Genomic DNA, 16,150 nt, shown 5'->3' on the forward strand with positions numbered 1-16,150 from the left:
AAAAGATTCGGGAGAATGAATGGAAGGCAATAACAGCGCAAACGGTGTATTTATCAATGGTAAAGCACAAATTATCGAGATGCTTCAGCACATGCCAAGAGAAGAACGCGCTATTCTTCTTAAAAACTTAAAAGCAAGAAATCCCCAGTTAGCTGAAGAGCTGACAGAACAGTGTTTTACTTTTTCTGATTTAGATAATCTTTCTGATAATGAATTAAGTATGATTTTCCAATACGTGACAGCTCCTATTTTAGGAATGGCACTAAAGAACATTGAACGCGCTTTTCAAAGACGTTTATTATCTCTGGCAGGCAGAGAGTATGCTGAAGAAGCATTCCGCGTTTTAAAGACTGCCTACTCTACTGAGAAAAGAGATATCAAGAGAGCTCAAAATAAAATTATCGAAGTCCTGGTTTCTTTGAAAAAAAGAAAGCAAGTTCAATTCTAAGAGTCTGAATTAAAATTACCCAAAGCTTCTAAATACTTTCTCTCGTCTTCTTTGTTTAAAAGAAGGCGAGCGTCTTTTTCCTGATCAAGGTTATGTTCGTTGATCATGTCCTGAGTATGCTTCAATCTTTCACAAAGCGTTTCAAAAATATCCGGAATCCACTTAGGTGAATTCTTAATCACAGAGAGAATTTCTTTTTGATCAACCAGCACCAATTCAACATCGGTCTTAGCGATAGCTGTCAAGTCATTGGGCTTATTTGTTAGTACGGCCACTTCATTCAGAATGTCTCTTTCACCACAAAGCTGAATAACATTTAAACTATTGCCTTTCATCTTCATCAGTCTCACCTCACCTTTTTTTACAAGGTAGAGATACTTAGAAGTTTTTCCCTGAGCGAAAATAACTGTTCCTGCTTTAAAGAGAATTGGTGCTTCCGTCCCTTTATTTGCTGATAAATTGCTCATTAATTCCTCCAGTAATAACTGTTCCGTAACGAAGACCACGAGTGGATACTTTAATTAAGTCGATTTTAAGTTTGCTGCCGATAAGTTCAGCAACCAGAGATCCAGCTGCTACCATTGGCGCTCTCTTTCCTAAAAAAGGAAAAAGCATCAGAAGATTTTCAACTGTTGTATTTTGCAGGTCCCGAGCGAAGTCCTGAAATGACTTAAAAGAAATGCTCATTCCTTCAATCTTCGTATCGCTATACTCTCTTTGTCCTAAATACATTGAAGCTAAGGCCGTCATACTTCCGGCCACACATACAAGTGTCTCGGTATTATACTCGCTCATATCAGGAGCAAGGATGTCATAAATCTTTGAATCAAATTCATTTTGTTTTTTCCAGTCAGTTGCTCTGACTGATCCAACCGGAAGGCTGATTGATTTTTCAATTTTAAAAGGCGAAGTATTAATCAGGATAAGCTCTGTAGAAGCTCCTCCGATGTCCATGACAACAATCTTACCTTCTGCCTTCGGCAGAGAAGAAACAACTCCTAAGGCCGTATAGTAGGCCTCTCCATCGCTGGAAATAATCTGGATGTTAAAACCCAGTTCATCTTTAATTTTTTTAAAAAACTCACGTGAATTAGTTGAAACTCTGCTGGCCTCTGTAGCCGTTGCGATGACATCACCAACCGGAAATTTTATTTTATCTAATAACTTTTTATAAGTGCTTAGAGCTTCATAAGTCGCCTGCATTGAATCAGGGTGAAACTTTTTTGTTACATCCAGGTCTTTTCCCAATGAAGTGATGAAAGACTCATTTAAGAGTTCTTCTTTAATCTGGCCATTTTCATCTAATTCCACTGCAAGTAGCAGCACAGAATTTGATCCGATATCAATACTAGCTCTTCTCATTTAAACTCCAACAACCTTTCTGACGTTTTCTACAGTAACAGGGTTAATCGCTCCATTTTCGCAAAGGATTCCTGTAATGCATGAGTGGTCAGTGACATCGAAGCTTGGGTTCAGTGCTTTAGCATCCGGGTGAGCGATGTGAGCGCCTTTGTATTTTAAGATTTCATTCGGGTCGCGAAGTTCGATTTCGATTTCATCCCCTGTTTTCATTTCTAGGTCGAACGAACTCACTGGAGCTACGATAAAAAATGGAATGCCATAGTGTTTAGCGATAATACTTAAACTCGATGTACCCACTTTATTGGCCGTATCACCATTTTCAACAATGCGATCAGCTCCTGCAAAAATAGCATCGACCATTTTGTTTCTCATCAAATAAGAAGCGGCACCTTCAACGACGATTTCGTGGTCAATTCCTTCTTTAATTAATTCGAAACTCGTTAAACGAGATCCTTGTAAATAAGGTCTTGTTTCAGAAGCGTAGACAGACTTTACTTTCTTTTGTTGATGTAAATGAACAATCACTCCAAGAGCTGTTCCTAAAACACCGCAAGCAAGAGTTCCTGTATTACAAATCGTCATTAAGTTTAATGGACGATCACCGTAAATTTTTGTCAGTTCTGCTTCAGCAAATTTGGCCATCGCCAGGTTCTTCTCATAAAGATTGTTCATTTCCTTTTGAGCGAACTCTACTAACTTTGGATAAAGTGCATTTAAGTGAGTTTCTTTGCGGGCCATAACCACGCAGCGATCAATTTCATAAGCAAGGTTAACTGCAGTCGGGCGAGCACTCTTTAAGTACTCAGCGGCCTGTTCAAATTGAGGAAGCACAACTTTAGGATTGTTCTTTAAATAAAGTGCCAGTCCCCAGATACCAGTGAAACCGATAAGTGGAGCTCCTCTTACGACCATGTCCTGGATAGCACGGAAGCAGTCTTCAATTGTTTTAGCAGTGATATAAACTTCCTCTAAAGGAAGAAGTCTTTGATCAAGAAGCATTAACACTTCTCTTTCATATTTTAATGGTTGTAATACGTTTTTCATTTCAATCTCTTTCGTTAAATTATTTTTTCTTAAATAGACCGTTTAATAATCCCTTTACTTGCTCTCTGGCCTTTTCAGGAACGATCTTATCAATATTTTTGTCGATCACTTTTTGAGCAGCTTCAACACCTTTCGTTTTAATAGCGCCTTTAGCGATTCTAGAAAGTGTATATTGAATTTCTGGCTTCATTGCATAGTTAGGACCTGATAAACGAATCGGTAGAACTTTTACACCAACGTTCTTTTGAAGAAGCTCTCCAATTTTTGCGTTTTCTGTAAAATACACATCCATGCTTGAATTGTTTGGAGCTCCAACAACAGGATAGATTGTTCCGCTTCCTGTGATCTCAACTTTTTTATTAAGGCCAATGAAGTTGAATGATGCCAGGTTGTAAGTTGTATCAGTAAAACGACCTTTCATATTCAGAGTTTCAAAGTTTCCATCAAGCTTAAGTTGTTTATCCCCTACCTGATCTTTAATCATTGGGATGCTTGCTAGAAGAGGATTGATGAACTCTCCGATATTAAGTTTTTTGATATCGCCATTTTTTGCATCCAGTGCAACGTTCACATCATATTTTGGTGGTTTGACTGCTTTAAACAACGTCGCACTTCCGTTTACTTTTCCAGAGAATGTTCCAGTAAAATTGTCGATGAATGGTGGAAGGAAAGGCTTAAACGAAGAAAGATTTAGATCTTTAATTCCAAGATCAAAAACAGACTCATTAGATTTTAAACCAAGCTTCATTGTCTGAGTTAACGTCCCTGTTCCTTTTGAGAACTTGAATTTCATAGCATCAACGGCGATAGCATGTGAGCTTACGATAATTTTTCCGCTTCCAGAGAAATCTTCTCCACCAACACTGATATTTGACCAAGTCATGTTTACGTTAGCGGCCGGAAGACCTGGCATTGGTTTTCCTTCTTTGGCTGCTTTTTCGCGAGCTGCTTCAGCATCTGCTTCTTCTTTAGCAACAACTGCAGGGTCTTTTTTCGCCCATAGTTTTTGTTGGATGACTTTTTCGGGAATTCTTAAACGAGTTGCTGTCACTTTAACATTGAAAGGCTTAAGTGCTTTCATATCGAACTTCTGATTAGGATCGTATTCGCCGTTAACAATGGTATCAACTAATCCACTTAGAACATCCATCTTCACACGAACGTAAATATCTTTTTGTTTAAATGAACCTTCAACACTTGTCGTTGCAACGACTCCATCTTTTGAATATCCAATTCCTGGAGCAATTGAAAAAGACAGGTCAGCATCGATTTTTTTATCTTCAGTGTAAATTAAACCACCTTTAGCAGAAAGTTTTGCTTTAGATAGATCAATTGCACGGTCCAGCCCCATGATAAGACCGATGTCTTTTAAAATGATGTCGACATTGATGTTTGAGATTTCAATTTGTTTTGTCATCTTGAAATCAGCAGAGATTTTATTTTGTGATTCAAAAGAAGTTGCCACTTTTCCTGAAATCTCTCCATCTTTTGTAAGAAGTAGATTTACGTTCGTTGTGATTTCCGGAAACTTCCACTCTAGACCTGTTTTAGTAATGTTATTTACTTTAACAATAACAAGTGAGCTCACTGAGCCGTTTTTAACCAGGTCGGCGATATTGATTTCTCCAATAGCAATTGTACTGAAGGAAACTTCCGATCTATCGGCCATAACAAATTTTGCATCTGAGGCAATTTCGAAAGCTGTTGATGATTCGAAGTTAAGGCCTTTAACTAAAAAACGAGAAACTGTAATTTGTCCGTTTGAATTATCGCGAAGTGAGTATTTTACTGCTACATCTGATAACTTCACATTGATTTTGCTTTTTCCAAAGATACCAATCGCTTTTTCTTGAGCGGCCGCTTTCTCTTCAGGAGTTTTTTCGTCTTTCTTATCTTCGTCCTTTTTATCACCCATTGCATATGTCCAGTTGTTACCAACCGGGAATTCAGCGTAGTTCATTAAAGGTTTATCAAGTTGGATTTCAATCACTCCACCATTTGTAATAATCGCCCATAGAGGAACTTTTACCACCATTGTATCAACGGCCATCATTTCAACAGGTGCCCCTTCAGGACTCGTTGTATTGATTGCAAACTTATGAAGCTCGATTTTAAAATTTAATCCCCATGAAATATTGATTGTGTCCAGACTGGCCTTCGCCTTTGGAAAAACCTTTTCAGTTTGAGTGATGGCAATTTTTCTAATCTCTTCCGGATTCAATTTTGTTGAAGCGTAATAAACAACTCCAGCAATAAAGACAATGAAGACGGCTACAATGGCCCCAATAATTTTAAATTTTTTCGATTTCATATTTATCCTTTTAGTTCTTTAATATTTTTTCATAATCACGCGCTCACAAATCTCTCGTTGGCGTATGATCTTGTTTTCTTTTTTGGAATTTCTTTTCTGTTTTATAAGCAATCGCCAGAAGTTCTTTTAACGGCCCGATGATTGGGCTTTTTTCATTGAAGCTATAAAGGCGTGAACGCCCGACAACTCTTGAAACCAAGAATCCTGCCTCTTCAAATCTTTCTAATTGTTTTTTTATCGGATCAAGTGCGGTGTCGTACATTTGGGCAATCGCAGAGGCGTGCAACTCTTTATTCGCGTAAAGAGCGAGCATAACTTTTTCTGCAGATTTATTTCCTAATAGACCTTCCAACATGTTGTTGATTATCAACTAAAGAGAAGTCTATATCAACTACATTATAGTTGAAGCAAAACACTCAGATATTCTTTTCTGTGTGTGTGCGCTGCGAATGATAAATGCCGTGTCTGCCTGAGAATAAATAACTTGTAACAATAGCGAGTGCAGCATAAACACCAATGCCTGGCCCAAATAGTTCGAATGCCAAAATAACACTTGCGATAGGAACATTTGCAGCGCCTGCGAAGACGGAAACAAAACCTAATGCTGCGAGAACGGGATAAGCAAGAGGAAGAATAAATGCAAGTGCATTACCTAGGGTGGCCCCGATATAAAAAAGAGACATCACTTCTCCTCCTCTAAATCCAGATCCAACTGAAAGTGCTGTCGTAAAGATTTTACCTAAAAAGTCCCAGGGATATACATGCTGAGTAAAACTCGCGCGAATAATCTCCTCGCCTAAACTATGGTAGCGGTCTGAGCCAAAAAGATAATAACAAACAACAAGTATTGATCCTCCAATAACAGGAAAAAGCAGCTCGTTTTTAATTTTTTCTTGATATAGATCTTTAAGCGCATGAAGTGACCAAACAAAAAACTTGGCCGTTAAACCAAAGGCAACTCCTGCGATGATTGCCGATAAAATGCCTGGAATTGAAACAGAAGGAATTTCCATATAAAAATAATGTGCATGAACAACACCTAACAAAAGTGCCGTGTAGTAACCAACGACTGCGGCCACTAAACAAGGAAGAAGTGCATCGTAAACTAATGTACCAATAAATAAAACTTCGAATCCAAAGATGGCCCCGGCAATCGGAGCTCCAAAGATTGAAGAAAAACCAGCACTCATTCCCATCATCAAAATAAGTTTGCGGTTATTATAAAACCTTCCAAGATATTTAGAGAATTGATCACTAAGTCCTGCTCCCATTTGGACAGCGGCCCCTTCTCGTCCGACCGAAGCACCAAATAAATGCGAGATCACAGCACCGATAAAAATCATCGGCACCATTCTGAAAGGGATGGTTTTTGTTGGCTTATGGATCTCATCGATAATGAGATTGTTTCCATGTTGAACTTCCTTCCCATAGATCTTGTAAAACCAGGCCACCAGGAATCCAACCAGAGGTAAAAAGATAATCATCCAGGAATGGGCGCGCCTGAATTCAATGGCCCAATCTACCGAATGAAGAAACAGTGTAGAGGCCACACCTGCACAAATTCCAATAACCACGGCCAGAGAGCACCAAACGATCATTTTTTTGAACATTTGTACTTCGAAAGTCTTTGATTTATCCATGTAATTTTTACACCTCTTCCCTGGTTCTCATAGGCGTTAAGCTATACTTATTAGCGATGAGCTCGAGAGTTAAAAAGATCTATCACACCACTTTGCTAATTTTATCGATTGTTCTAATCGTAGGCGTGATCGTTTATATAAAACAAAGTCCAATCACAATTAATCAGTTAAAAAATCTTCATCCTGGATACATGGTTGCACTTATCGCACTTCATGCATTAGGTTTCTGGTTTTTAGGCTTCACTCAAGCAATGCCTTTAAAAAAACACAGTATCGAAATTAAAACTAGTGAGTGGTATGGGCTCTCTGTCGTTGCAGAGCTCTTTAACATGATTCTTCCGGCCAACGGTGGCACCGGTGTGAGAATGATGTACCTGAAGGATAAAAAGAATCTTCCTATAAGACAATTTTTATCCATGAATTTTGCAGTTATTTTAACTGGATTTACAATGCTTGGGATTTTCGGATCACTTTACTTCCAATATGTCTTAAATAAAAACGATGAAGTCTTCAAGCTTCTTGATTCACTCTTCATCGCTTTAGCGCTTTCTGGGATTATGCTTTTAGTTTTCTCTGAAGTTTTAGGGAAAGTTTTTAAGATTAAGAGAAAGTATTCTCCGAAAATTTATTTATTCGATACCAAGTTTGCTTTCAAGGCGACAGCTGTATGGTTTGCTTTTTTTGCATTATACCCGTTAAAAATCTATCTTTCGTTTCTTGCTATTGGTGTTCAGATTGGTGCTAGTGAGAGTTTTGAAATAAGTCTTATTCTGCTAGTGGCCTCTTTCTTTCAGGTTCTTCCTGGAAACATCGGCGTAAAGGAGTTAATCACTGCTTATATTTCGTCTCACTATGGTATTAAATTTGAGACAGCGTTACTCGCCAGTCTTATTGATCGTGGAGTCCTTCTGCTTTTCTTATTGCCAGTAGGATTTTATTTTTACTGGGAACTCTTTTTGGATGCGGCCATTCCGAAAATTGCGATCCCTTTTCTTAGGCCATCACAATCGGAGCAAACTTCACCATAAATTTTTTGCGAGCGCCATCAGCAAACTTGATCGAAACCTTCTCATCAGCACCAGAGCCTTCAGAATCCTCTACCTTTCCTTGTCCATATAAAGAGTGAACAACGATAGCTCCTTTAGGGAACTTCGGTTGATAATAGCTTTCTTTGATCTGGTAAACGACTTCTTCATTATCATAATGAGAGTCCTGAGACTGATCATAAGGATCAAAGCTCTTTTGATTTCCACCACCAGAGTACGATTGATTGAAATGATCTTCCTGACGTCCTTTAAGTTTCTTCCATGTGAAGAGCTTTTCAGGAATTTCATCTATGAAGCGGCTTGGGCCATTGAATTTCACCTGTCCAAAAAGCATGCGCCCTTGAGCAAATGTAATATAGAGCTTAATCATCGCTCTGGTCATTGCTACGTAGAAAAGTCTGCGCTCTTCTTCCATGGCAATTTCACCTGAGTCAACACTTCTGTAACTTGGGAAAACATTTTCTTCCGCTCCAACAACAAAGGCATGAGTGAACTCAAGTCCCTTTGCTCCGTGAACGGTCATTAAAGACACTTCACCATCAGCAGGTTTTGCACCTTCATCAAAATCAGAATTTGAATCAAGAGTAATTGTCTCTAAGAATCCTGATAGCGTTGGAACTTCTGCCGACTCTTCAAATTGAGTAATGGCATTTAGTAATTCATCCAGGTTTTCTAGTCTTGCTAAAGTTTCATAGTCTTTATTTGCTTTTAAGAAAGCGTAGTAACCAGATTCATGCAAAACCTTTTCATAAATAATTGAAGGTTTTACTTTATTTTGGTCAAGGTGACGAAGTTCATTGATCAATGTCACGAACTCAGTCAGTGACGACTTAATTTTTGCTGATAACTTAATATGAGAAAATTCACTTGTATGATCACCGATCTTTTCGATGATGTCCCAAAGTGAAGTGTTATTGTTAACAGCTTCTACTTCAAGTTTACGAAGTGATGTGGCCCCAACTCCACGAGCTGGAACATTGATAATTCTACTTACGGCCAGTGAATCTTTCGCGTTAATAACAAGACGAAGATAAGAAAGCATATCTTTGATTTCTTTTCGCTCGTAGAACTTCACACCACCGACTACGCGGTATTGAATTTTATATTTTCTAAGCGAGTCTTCTATCTGACGGGCCTGAGCATTTGAGCGGTAGAAGACGGCCATTTCTTTATAAGGCGTTCCCGCTTTATAAAGTTTACCTGTTTCCTGGGCAATAAACTCGGCTTCATCTTTATCGTTAAAACATTCTACGATCTCGATAGCATCCCCTTCCGGGTTATCCGTCCACATGTGCTTACCTTTTCTCATGGTGTTTCTTTCGATTACACATGAAGCAGCTTCGATGATGGTTTTACTCGATCTATAGTTTTGTTCTAGTTTTAAAACTGTAACGTCTGGGAAGATTTTCTCGAAGTCGAGAATGTTTCTGATATCAGCTCCACGCCATGAATAGATCGACTGATCTTCATCACCGACTACGCATATATTTCTGCGTTTTCCACAAAGCATTCTGATTAAATCAAACTGCGCGCGGTTAGTATCTTGATACTCATCTACTAAAACGTAGACGAAACGGTTTTGATAACGTTGAAGGACTTCCGGAAATTTTTCGAATAACTGAATCACGGCCGTAATAAGACCGCCGAAGTCCAAAGCATTTGCACGATGAAGCTCTGACTCGTACTCTTCGAAATAACCAAAAAATTCATCTGATGGATCAGCTTCACCACCATCGACCATTACGCGTCCAGGGTAGTATCCGTTGTTTTTTAATCCATCGATATAAGAGAGAATGTCATATGGATTAATCTCTTTTGTAGAGATCCCACGGCGCTCTAGAAGGGATTTGGCAATCGCCTTCGATTCACCGTCATCATAAATAGTGAAGTTACGACTAAGGCCTAAAAAGTTTGCTTCTGATCTTAAAAGTTTTGCACAGAACGCGTGGAAGGTTGTGATCTGAAGAGATCCAACGTCCATCGTTACTTCGTGAGCAATTCTCTCACGCATCTCTCTTGCTGCTTTATTAGAGAATGTGAGCGCCAGCAATTGATGTGGGCTTACGTTTTTATCTTCTAATAAATAGGTAATACGAGTGACAAGCGTTTTGGTTTTACCAGAGCCTGCACCAGCAAGAATCATAACAGGGCCGTCAGTACTTAGGACTGCCTGCTTTTGAACGGGATTTAAACTATCTAGATTCGTCATCTAATATAGTTACCATATTAGGGTGAGTGATGAAAAGGTGCTTTTCGGTAGAGCTAAGGCACAAATAAAAAAAGCTCCCGAAGGAGCTTTTTTATTTAATATCTATTCTACAGTTACTGACTTAGCTAAATTTCTTGGCTTATCAATATCCGTCCCTTTGAATTTCGCCATGTAATATGCAAGAAGTTGGTTAACAACGTTTACATAGAGCGGTGATAATTCTTCAAGACCTTCGAAATCAAGTGGAATGTAATAATCTGATAAGCTCATTAGCTCTTCATTTCCACGAGGACCGATTCCTACGATAATTCCTTTTCTAGCTTTGATTTCATGAACGTTTGAAACAGTTTTTTCAAACAATTCAGGGCCAACTAAAGCAATGTTAACCATCTCTTCATCGATAAGAGCGATTGGACCGTGCTTTAACTCTCCAGCTGCATATCCTTCAGCATGAACGTAAGCAATTTCTTTTAGCTTAAGTGCGCCTTCAAGAGCGATTGGGAAGTATGCTCCTCTCCCAGTGTAGAAGAACCCTTTTTTATTATAAATTGATTCAGCAACAGACTTGATAGCGTCTGACTGAAGAAGAAGTAAATCAATTCTCTCAGCAAGAAGAGCGAACTTTCCAGTAAGCTTAACTTTTTTACCTTCATCTTTTAAGTCCCCTGCAAGAGCAGCTGACATAAGGCGACCAGTAAGAGCTTGCTGAGTGAAAGCTTTTGTAGAAGCAACACCGATTTCAACACCTGCGCGGATCAGAAGGTTATCATCACAATCTCTGTAAAGAGTTGATCCATCAACGTTCACGATCGACATAGTTTTGATACCAGCTTTTTTACAGATTGATTGAGCAGCAAGTGTGTCTGCTGTTTCACCTGATTGAGAAACGAAAATACCCACGTCACCTTTTTTAAGAATTGGATTTTTGTAACGGAATTCAGAAGCTAATTCTACTACAGCAGGAATGCGGTTGATTCCTTCTAAGAAATCGCGAACGACAAGACCGGCGTAAGCAGCAGTTCCACATGCAGAAAGATAAATTCTCTCTGGAGTGTATGTGGCAACTTTCTCAAGCGCTTCTTTTCCTTCTCCTGCAAAATAATACTGAGTCAGGTTTCTGATAAGACCTGGTTGCTCATGAATTTCTTTTAGCATGAAGTGTTCATATTCGCCTTTTTCTGAAACTTCTAAAGTCATGTCTTGTTTCTTAGACAGGTATCTAGTTGTTTTAGTCAGGTCTAGTTCATAAAAGTTTGCGATATTTTTGTTTTCCCCTGATAGGTGAACAATCACTTCGTCTTCCGGGAAGTATAGTGAATGAACCATACCAGCTAGTGCGTATGGATCAGAAGATACTAGTGCTTCAGATGTTGCTTCATTTACACCGCAAACAAGAGGAGCTCCTCTTTTTACAGCGAAGATTTCACCAGTCTTTGGGTAAAGAATTACGAAAGCAGAGTTACCCTGAATGCGCTTGAATGAAGTAGCGATAGCTTCTTTAATCGGCATGTCGTTTTTAAGGTGGTAAGTCACTAGCTCTAAAAATGATTCAGAATCTGTTTCAGACTTGAACTTCACACCATGAGCAGCTAGCTCTCTTTTAATTTCGTTAGCGTTTTCAACAATCCCGTTGTGGATAATTGAAAGAACTTCGTTATTGTGAGGATGAGCGTTTACATCAGTAACACCACCGTGAGTTGCCCAACGTGTGTGACCGATACATGCGCGAGCGATGATATCTTTACCAACAAGTTCAGCTTTCAAGTTATCTAACTTTCCTGCTTTCTTGTAATATTGCATTTTATTGTTTTGATCGATGAAGCTAACACCAGCTGAATCGTATCCACGATATTCAAGACGCTTTAGTCCTTCGATAACGATTCCAACTGAATTTTGAGAAGGTCCAAAATAACCGACAATTCCACACATAATATGTTCCTCTTAGGGGGTAATTTTAAGCTCCCCAAGAATAGCACTATTTGCAGGAATTGTGGTTATGGTTTTTTAGATATTACTTTTTTACACGCTACTTCTTTTCTTTTGTCTTAATGAACTTTTTGGCCATGCCTTCCTTCGTCGTTTGCTGCCCTCTTGAGATAGCAAATGATCCGTTTGGCATACTTTTCGTAATAGTTGATGACGAAGCTACGAAGCAATCATCTCCGATTTCTACAGGTGCCACGGTCTGCGAATCAGATCCAATAAAGCTGTTTTTCCCGATTCTTGTTATATGCTTATGAGCGCCATCATAGTTACAAGTAATAAATCCACACCCAATATTAGTCTCTTCCCCAATGAAAGCATCGCCGACATAACTTAAGTGAGAAACTTTAACTCCACGGTCCAGAACTGACTTTTTGATCTCAACAAAATTTCCGATTTTTGCTTCCGGCCCAATATCTGCACCTGGTCTAAGGCGAGCAAAAGGTCCTGCATGAGCTTTTTCGCCCAGCTTCGCCCCTTCCAATATGCTGTATGCCAAAACCTTAGCGTTATCGGCCACAATCGAATCTTTGATTTGTGCACCCATTTCGATCACCGCGTTCTTACCAATTTTGGTTTTTCCGCTGATATACGTATTTGGATAAATCACAGTTCCTGCACCAATTTCAACTTCATCATCAATATAGGTATGACTCGAATCGATGAAGCGAACTCCTGCTTCTCTTAAATCTGCAATTTTTTGAGCTCGCAAAATAGTTTCTACCATTTCAAGTTGCTCAAGGTTATTTACACCTAGAAATACATTTCCTTGAGGGAAACACAGGGCCTTAACATTCAAATCATCTTTGAAGATATCTGTCAGATAGAATTCACCTGACTTATTATTTGAATCAACATCTTTTAAATGCTCAAGCACATATTCTGTTTTTAATAAATAAAGCCCAGAGTTCACTTCAGTGATTTTTCTTTGTTCATCTGTCGCATCTTTTTCTTCGACGATATGAAAGCCTTTCGATCCTCTGATGATTCTTCCGTATCCTTTTGGATTTTCTTCTTTAAATGTTGCAGCAACTGCATCGCATTTTTCGCTCTGAAGTAACTCTAGCATTTTTGTTAATTCTGCCTCTGAAACAACCGGTGTATCAGCACAAATAACTAATGTGTAATCTAATTTATGAGTGTCAATTGAAGAGTCAAAATACGCGCGAAGTGCATCAGCAGTTCCAAGTTGTTTCACTTGCACAGCATACTTCACATCCGGATATCTTCCTGCAATATACGCTTGCACCAGTTCTTTTTGGTGGCCCACAACTGCAGTTTTAAAACCCTCTAATTTATTCCGACTAAAAAACTTTTGTAACTCTCTAATGGGAAAATCTACAAGTTTTTTATCCAAACATGGAGCTAATGGCTTTGGTGCGTCTAACTTCAAACGCTTACCTTCTCCCGCTGCTAAAATAACTGCCCCTATAGTCAAATTCATTCATATCTCCCTATAAAACAACTCAGGTAATTCGTCTGTATTTCATTTAATACAGTGATAACTGCAATCAAGTATAACTAATTTTTTTTAATAAATGTGCACAAAACAACACTTTTCCTTAAAGAGTTTATTCAAGATCCCGATTTATAGTTCTGAATGCAAATGATATTGCACGAAGGCCAATTTGGAGGATTTATATGGTAACTAATTATGAGGGTGACAACATCGAACTAAAAGATCATCTCCCTCTCCTGCCAATTAGAGACATAGTAGTATACCCGTTTATGATACTACCGTTCTTTGTTGGAAGAGAATCTTCTATTTTAGCCGTGGATCACGCGCTGACTAAGACTGATCGCTTAATCCTTTTATCAAGTCAAAGAGACATGAAGGCAGAAGCTCCTACACCGGAAGAAATTTTCGAAGTGGGAACAATCGCAATGATCATGAGGATGAGAAAACTTCCTGATGGAAGAATTAAAATTCTTGTGCAAGGTTTATCAAAAGCACGCATTACCTCTTTCACGCAAGAAGCCCCATTCTTTATGTGTAAGCTGATGAAGGTGTCTGATGTTCAACTCGAAGAAAATAATGTTGCAGCTAATGCACTTATGAGAAACATCAGAGAGCAACTTGAAAAAGTTATCAATATGGGGAAAGTCCTTTCACCAGATATTTTAATGATCCTAGAAGACATTAAAGATCCAGGAAGACTTGCTGACCTTGTAGCTTCGAACTTAAATCTTCACGTTGCAGAAGCACAAACAATTTTAGAAATTTTAGATCCTATGGAACGCCTACATAGAATCAACGATATTCTTTCTCGCGAACTTGAAATCTTAGCAATGCAAAATAAGATTAAGTCGACGGCGAAAGAAGAAATCTCTAAAAACCAAAAAGAGTATTTCTTAAGAGAGCAAATCAAAGCTATCAAGTCTGAGCTTGGAGACGAAGGTCAAAAAGAAACAGAAGATGAGTTTGGTGAAATTAGAGCAAAAATTCTAAAAGCAAAAATGAGCGAAGAAGCGGAAAAAGAATCGCTTAAGCAAATTGCTCGTTTAGAAAAAATGCACCCCGACTCTTCAGAAGCTTCTATTCTTAGAAGTTACCTAGAGTGGATGTGTGATCTTCCATGGAGTAAATCAAGCGAAGAAAAAATCGATCTTGATGAAGCTCTTGCGATCTTAGATGAAGATCATTTTGATTTATCAAAAGTTAAAGAAAGAATTTTAGAATATTTAGCTGTTCGTCAGTTAAAAGGACCAGGAATGAAAGGGCCAATCCTTTGTTTCTCTGGACCTCCAGGTGTTGGTAAGACGTCTCTTGGTAAATCTATCGCTAAAGCATGTGGACGCGAATTCGTTCGTATCTCTCTTGGTGGTGTAAAAGATGAAGCTGAGATCAGAGGTCATAGAAGAACGTACGTGGGAGCAATGCCAGGTCGCTTTATCCAGGCCATGAAACAAGCAAAAACAAACAACCCGGTTGTTCTTCTAGATGAAGTAGACAAACTAGGTGGAGATTTCAAAGGTGATCCGTCAGCGGCACTTCTTGAAGTACTAGATCCAGAACAAAACATGAATTTCCGTGACCATTACATGAACGTGTCTTTTGACCTTTCAAACGTAATGTTCATTGCAACTTCAAACGTTTTAGATCAAATCCCGGCACCACTACGTGACCGTATGGAAATCATCCATCTTTCTGGATATACACAGGAAGAAAAAGTAGCGATCTCGAAAAAGTACATCATCCCTAAGCAAATGGATGAAAACGGAATCAACGATAACCACATCAACTTCACAGACGAAGGAGTTGCAAGTGTTATCAAGGGATACACTGCTGAAGCAGGACTACGTAACCTTGAAAGAAAAATCGGTGCGATCTGTAGAAAAGTAGCAATGAAAATTGCGAAAGGTGAAGCTGATAAAACCCACATCATGAGTGAGACAGTTTTCAAACTTCTTGGACCTCCTGTTTATACAAAAGACGACGAAAAAGAAACGGACGAAGTTGGAGTATCAACTGGTCTTGCCTGGACATCACATGGTGGAGAGGTTCTTTATATCGAAGCAACTAAGATGAAAGGAAGAGGACTTACTCTTACTGGTCAACTTGGTGACGTAATGAAGGAATCTGCTCAAACGGCAATCGGATACATCAGAAGCCAAGCTTTCGAACTTGGAATTGATGACGAAGTTTTCGAAAAGAATGAGATGCACATTCACCTTCCTGCTGGAGCAACTCCAAAGGATGGCCCAAGTGCTGGTATCACGCTTGCTACGACAATCGTTTCACTTCTTACGAATACACCAGTAAGCAGAGATGTGGCGATGACTGGAGAGATTACTCTTACAGGTAAGGTTCTTCCAATCGGTGGATTAAAAGAAAAAGCGCTTGCAGCTATGAGAATGAACATCAAAACGATCATCATTCCATGGAAAAACAAGAAAGACCTGGAAGAAATTCCAGAAGAATACAGAGCTAAGTTAACTTTCGTTCCAGTTAAAACTTTTGATGAAGTTCTAGATGTTGCTCTAGTTGGATGGAAAGAGAAGAAAGCTGCTATGAAGAAGAAAGCCGTTAAGTACAAAGAGACTCTGCCGCCTGCAGCTGCATAGTCTGACAAAATTTATCTGATATTAAAAAAGAGAAACCAACAG

The 16,150-nt window shown here is 38.9% G+C and carries 12 protein-coding genes; 3 read left to right on the top strand and 9 right to left on the bottom strand.

Annotated features, from left to right (window positions below; genetic code table 11):
• The first annotated feature begins 19 nt into the window (after positions 1-19).
• Positions 20-448, top strand: coding sequence for a FliG C-terminal domain-containing protein (locus SHI21_RS00135; protein ID WP_323574019.1), 429 nt, complete (start codon positions 20-22; stop codon positions 446-448).
• Here the strand turns inward: SHI21_RS00135 and SHI21_RS00140 are convergent.
• The 6 genes from SHI21_RS00140 to SHI21_RS00165 form a co-directional block, all read right to left on the bottom strand.
• Positions 445-915: a Crp/Fnr family transcriptional regulator gene (locus SHI21_RS00140; protein WP_323574020.1), complete on the bottom strand. Its 471-nt coding sequence runs from the start codon at positions 913-915 to the stop codon at positions 445-447. The genes SHI21_RS00135 and SHI21_RS00140 overlap by 4 nt on opposite strands.
• Positions 893-1,810 (bottom strand): Ppx/GppA phosphatase family protein, encoded by a 918-nt coding sequence (locus tag SHI21_RS00145; RefSeq protein ID WP_323574022.1) that lies wholly within the window; start codon positions 1,808-1,810, stop codon positions 893-895. Before SHI21_RS00145 ends, SHI21_RS00140 begins: the two co-directional genes overlap by 23 nt.
• A complete protein-coding gene (gene mtnA / locus SHI21_RS00150) occupies positions 1,811-2,854 on the bottom strand; it encodes an S-methyl-5-thioribose-1-phosphate isomerase (protein ID WP_323574023.1) in 1,044 nt (347 codons plus the stop codon).
• Between the two features lie 19 nt (positions 2,855-2,873).
• Entirely contained in the window at positions 2,874-5,165 is a 2,292-nt protein-coding gene (locus SHI21_RS00155; RefSeq protein ID WP_323574024.1) for an AsmA family protein, read from the bottom strand.
• Positions 5,166-5,208: 43 nt separating this feature from the next.
• Entirely contained in the window at positions 5,209-5,520 is a 312-nt protein-coding gene (locus SHI21_RS00160) for a winged helix-turn-helix domain-containing protein (protein ID WP_323574025.1), read from the bottom strand.
• Positions 5,521-5,581: 61 nt separating this feature from the next.
• A complete protein-coding gene (locus SHI21_RS00165) occupies positions 5,582-6,805 on the bottom strand; it encodes a chloride channel protein (protein ID WP_323574026.1) in 1,224 nt (407 codons plus the stop codon).
• Between the two features lie 56 nt (positions 6,806-6,861).
• Here SHI21_RS00165 and SHI21_RS00170 point away from each other — a divergent pair, with 56 nt between their 5' ends.
• Positions 6,862-7,833 carry a lysylphosphatidylglycerol synthase transmembrane domain-containing protein gene (locus SHI21_RS00170; protein ID WP_323574029.1) on the top strand — a complete coding sequence of 324 codons (972 nt, stop codon included), beginning with the start codon at positions 6,862-6,864 and terminating at the stop codon, positions 7,831-7,833.
• Here SHI21_RS00170 and SHI21_RS00175 read toward each other — a convergent pair.
• From SHI21_RS00175 to glmU, 3 genes are all read right to left on the bottom strand, one after another.
• Positions 7,799-10,060 carry an ATP-dependent helicase gene (locus SHI21_RS00175; RefSeq protein WP_323574030.1) on the bottom strand — a complete coding sequence of 754 codons (2,262 nt, stop codon included), beginning with the start codon at positions 10,058-10,060 and terminating at the stop codon, positions 7,799-7,801. The genes SHI21_RS00170 and SHI21_RS00175 overlap by 35 nt on opposite strands.
• Positions 10,061-10,162: 102 nt before the next feature.
• Positions 10,163-11,989 (bottom strand): glutamine--fructose-6-phosphate transaminase (isomerizing), encoded by a 1,827-nt coding sequence (gene glmS / locus SHI21_RS00180; RefSeq protein WP_323574031.1) that lies wholly within the window; start codon positions 11,987-11,989, stop codon positions 10,163-10,165.
• A gap of 97 nt (positions 11,990-12,086) precedes the next feature.
• Positions 12,087-13,487, bottom strand: a complete 1,401-nt coding sequence (gene glmU, locus SHI21_RS00185) for a bifunctional UDP-N-acetylglucosamine diphosphorylase/glucosamine-1-phosphate N-acetyltransferase GlmU (protein ID WP_323574032.1) — start codon at positions 13,485-13,487, stop codon at positions 12,087-12,089.
• A gap of 197 nt (positions 13,488-13,684) precedes the next feature.
• Here glmU and lon point away from each other — a divergent pair, with 197 nt between their 5' ends.
• The gene (lon, locus tag SHI21_RS00190) at positions 13,685-16,108 is read left to right on the top strand and encodes an endopeptidase La (RefSeq protein ID WP_323574034.1); all 2,424 of its coding nucleotides are present in this window, start codon (positions 13,685-13,687) and stop codon (positions 16,106-16,108) included.
• The last annotated feature ends 42 nt before the right edge of the window (positions 16,109-16,150 follow it).

This window comes from Bacteriovorax sp. PP10, from assembly GCF_035013165.1.
Classification (GTDB): Bacteria; Bdellovibrionota; Bacteriovoracia; order Bacteriovoracales; family Bacteriovoracaceae; genus Bacteriovorax; species Bacteriovorax antarcticus.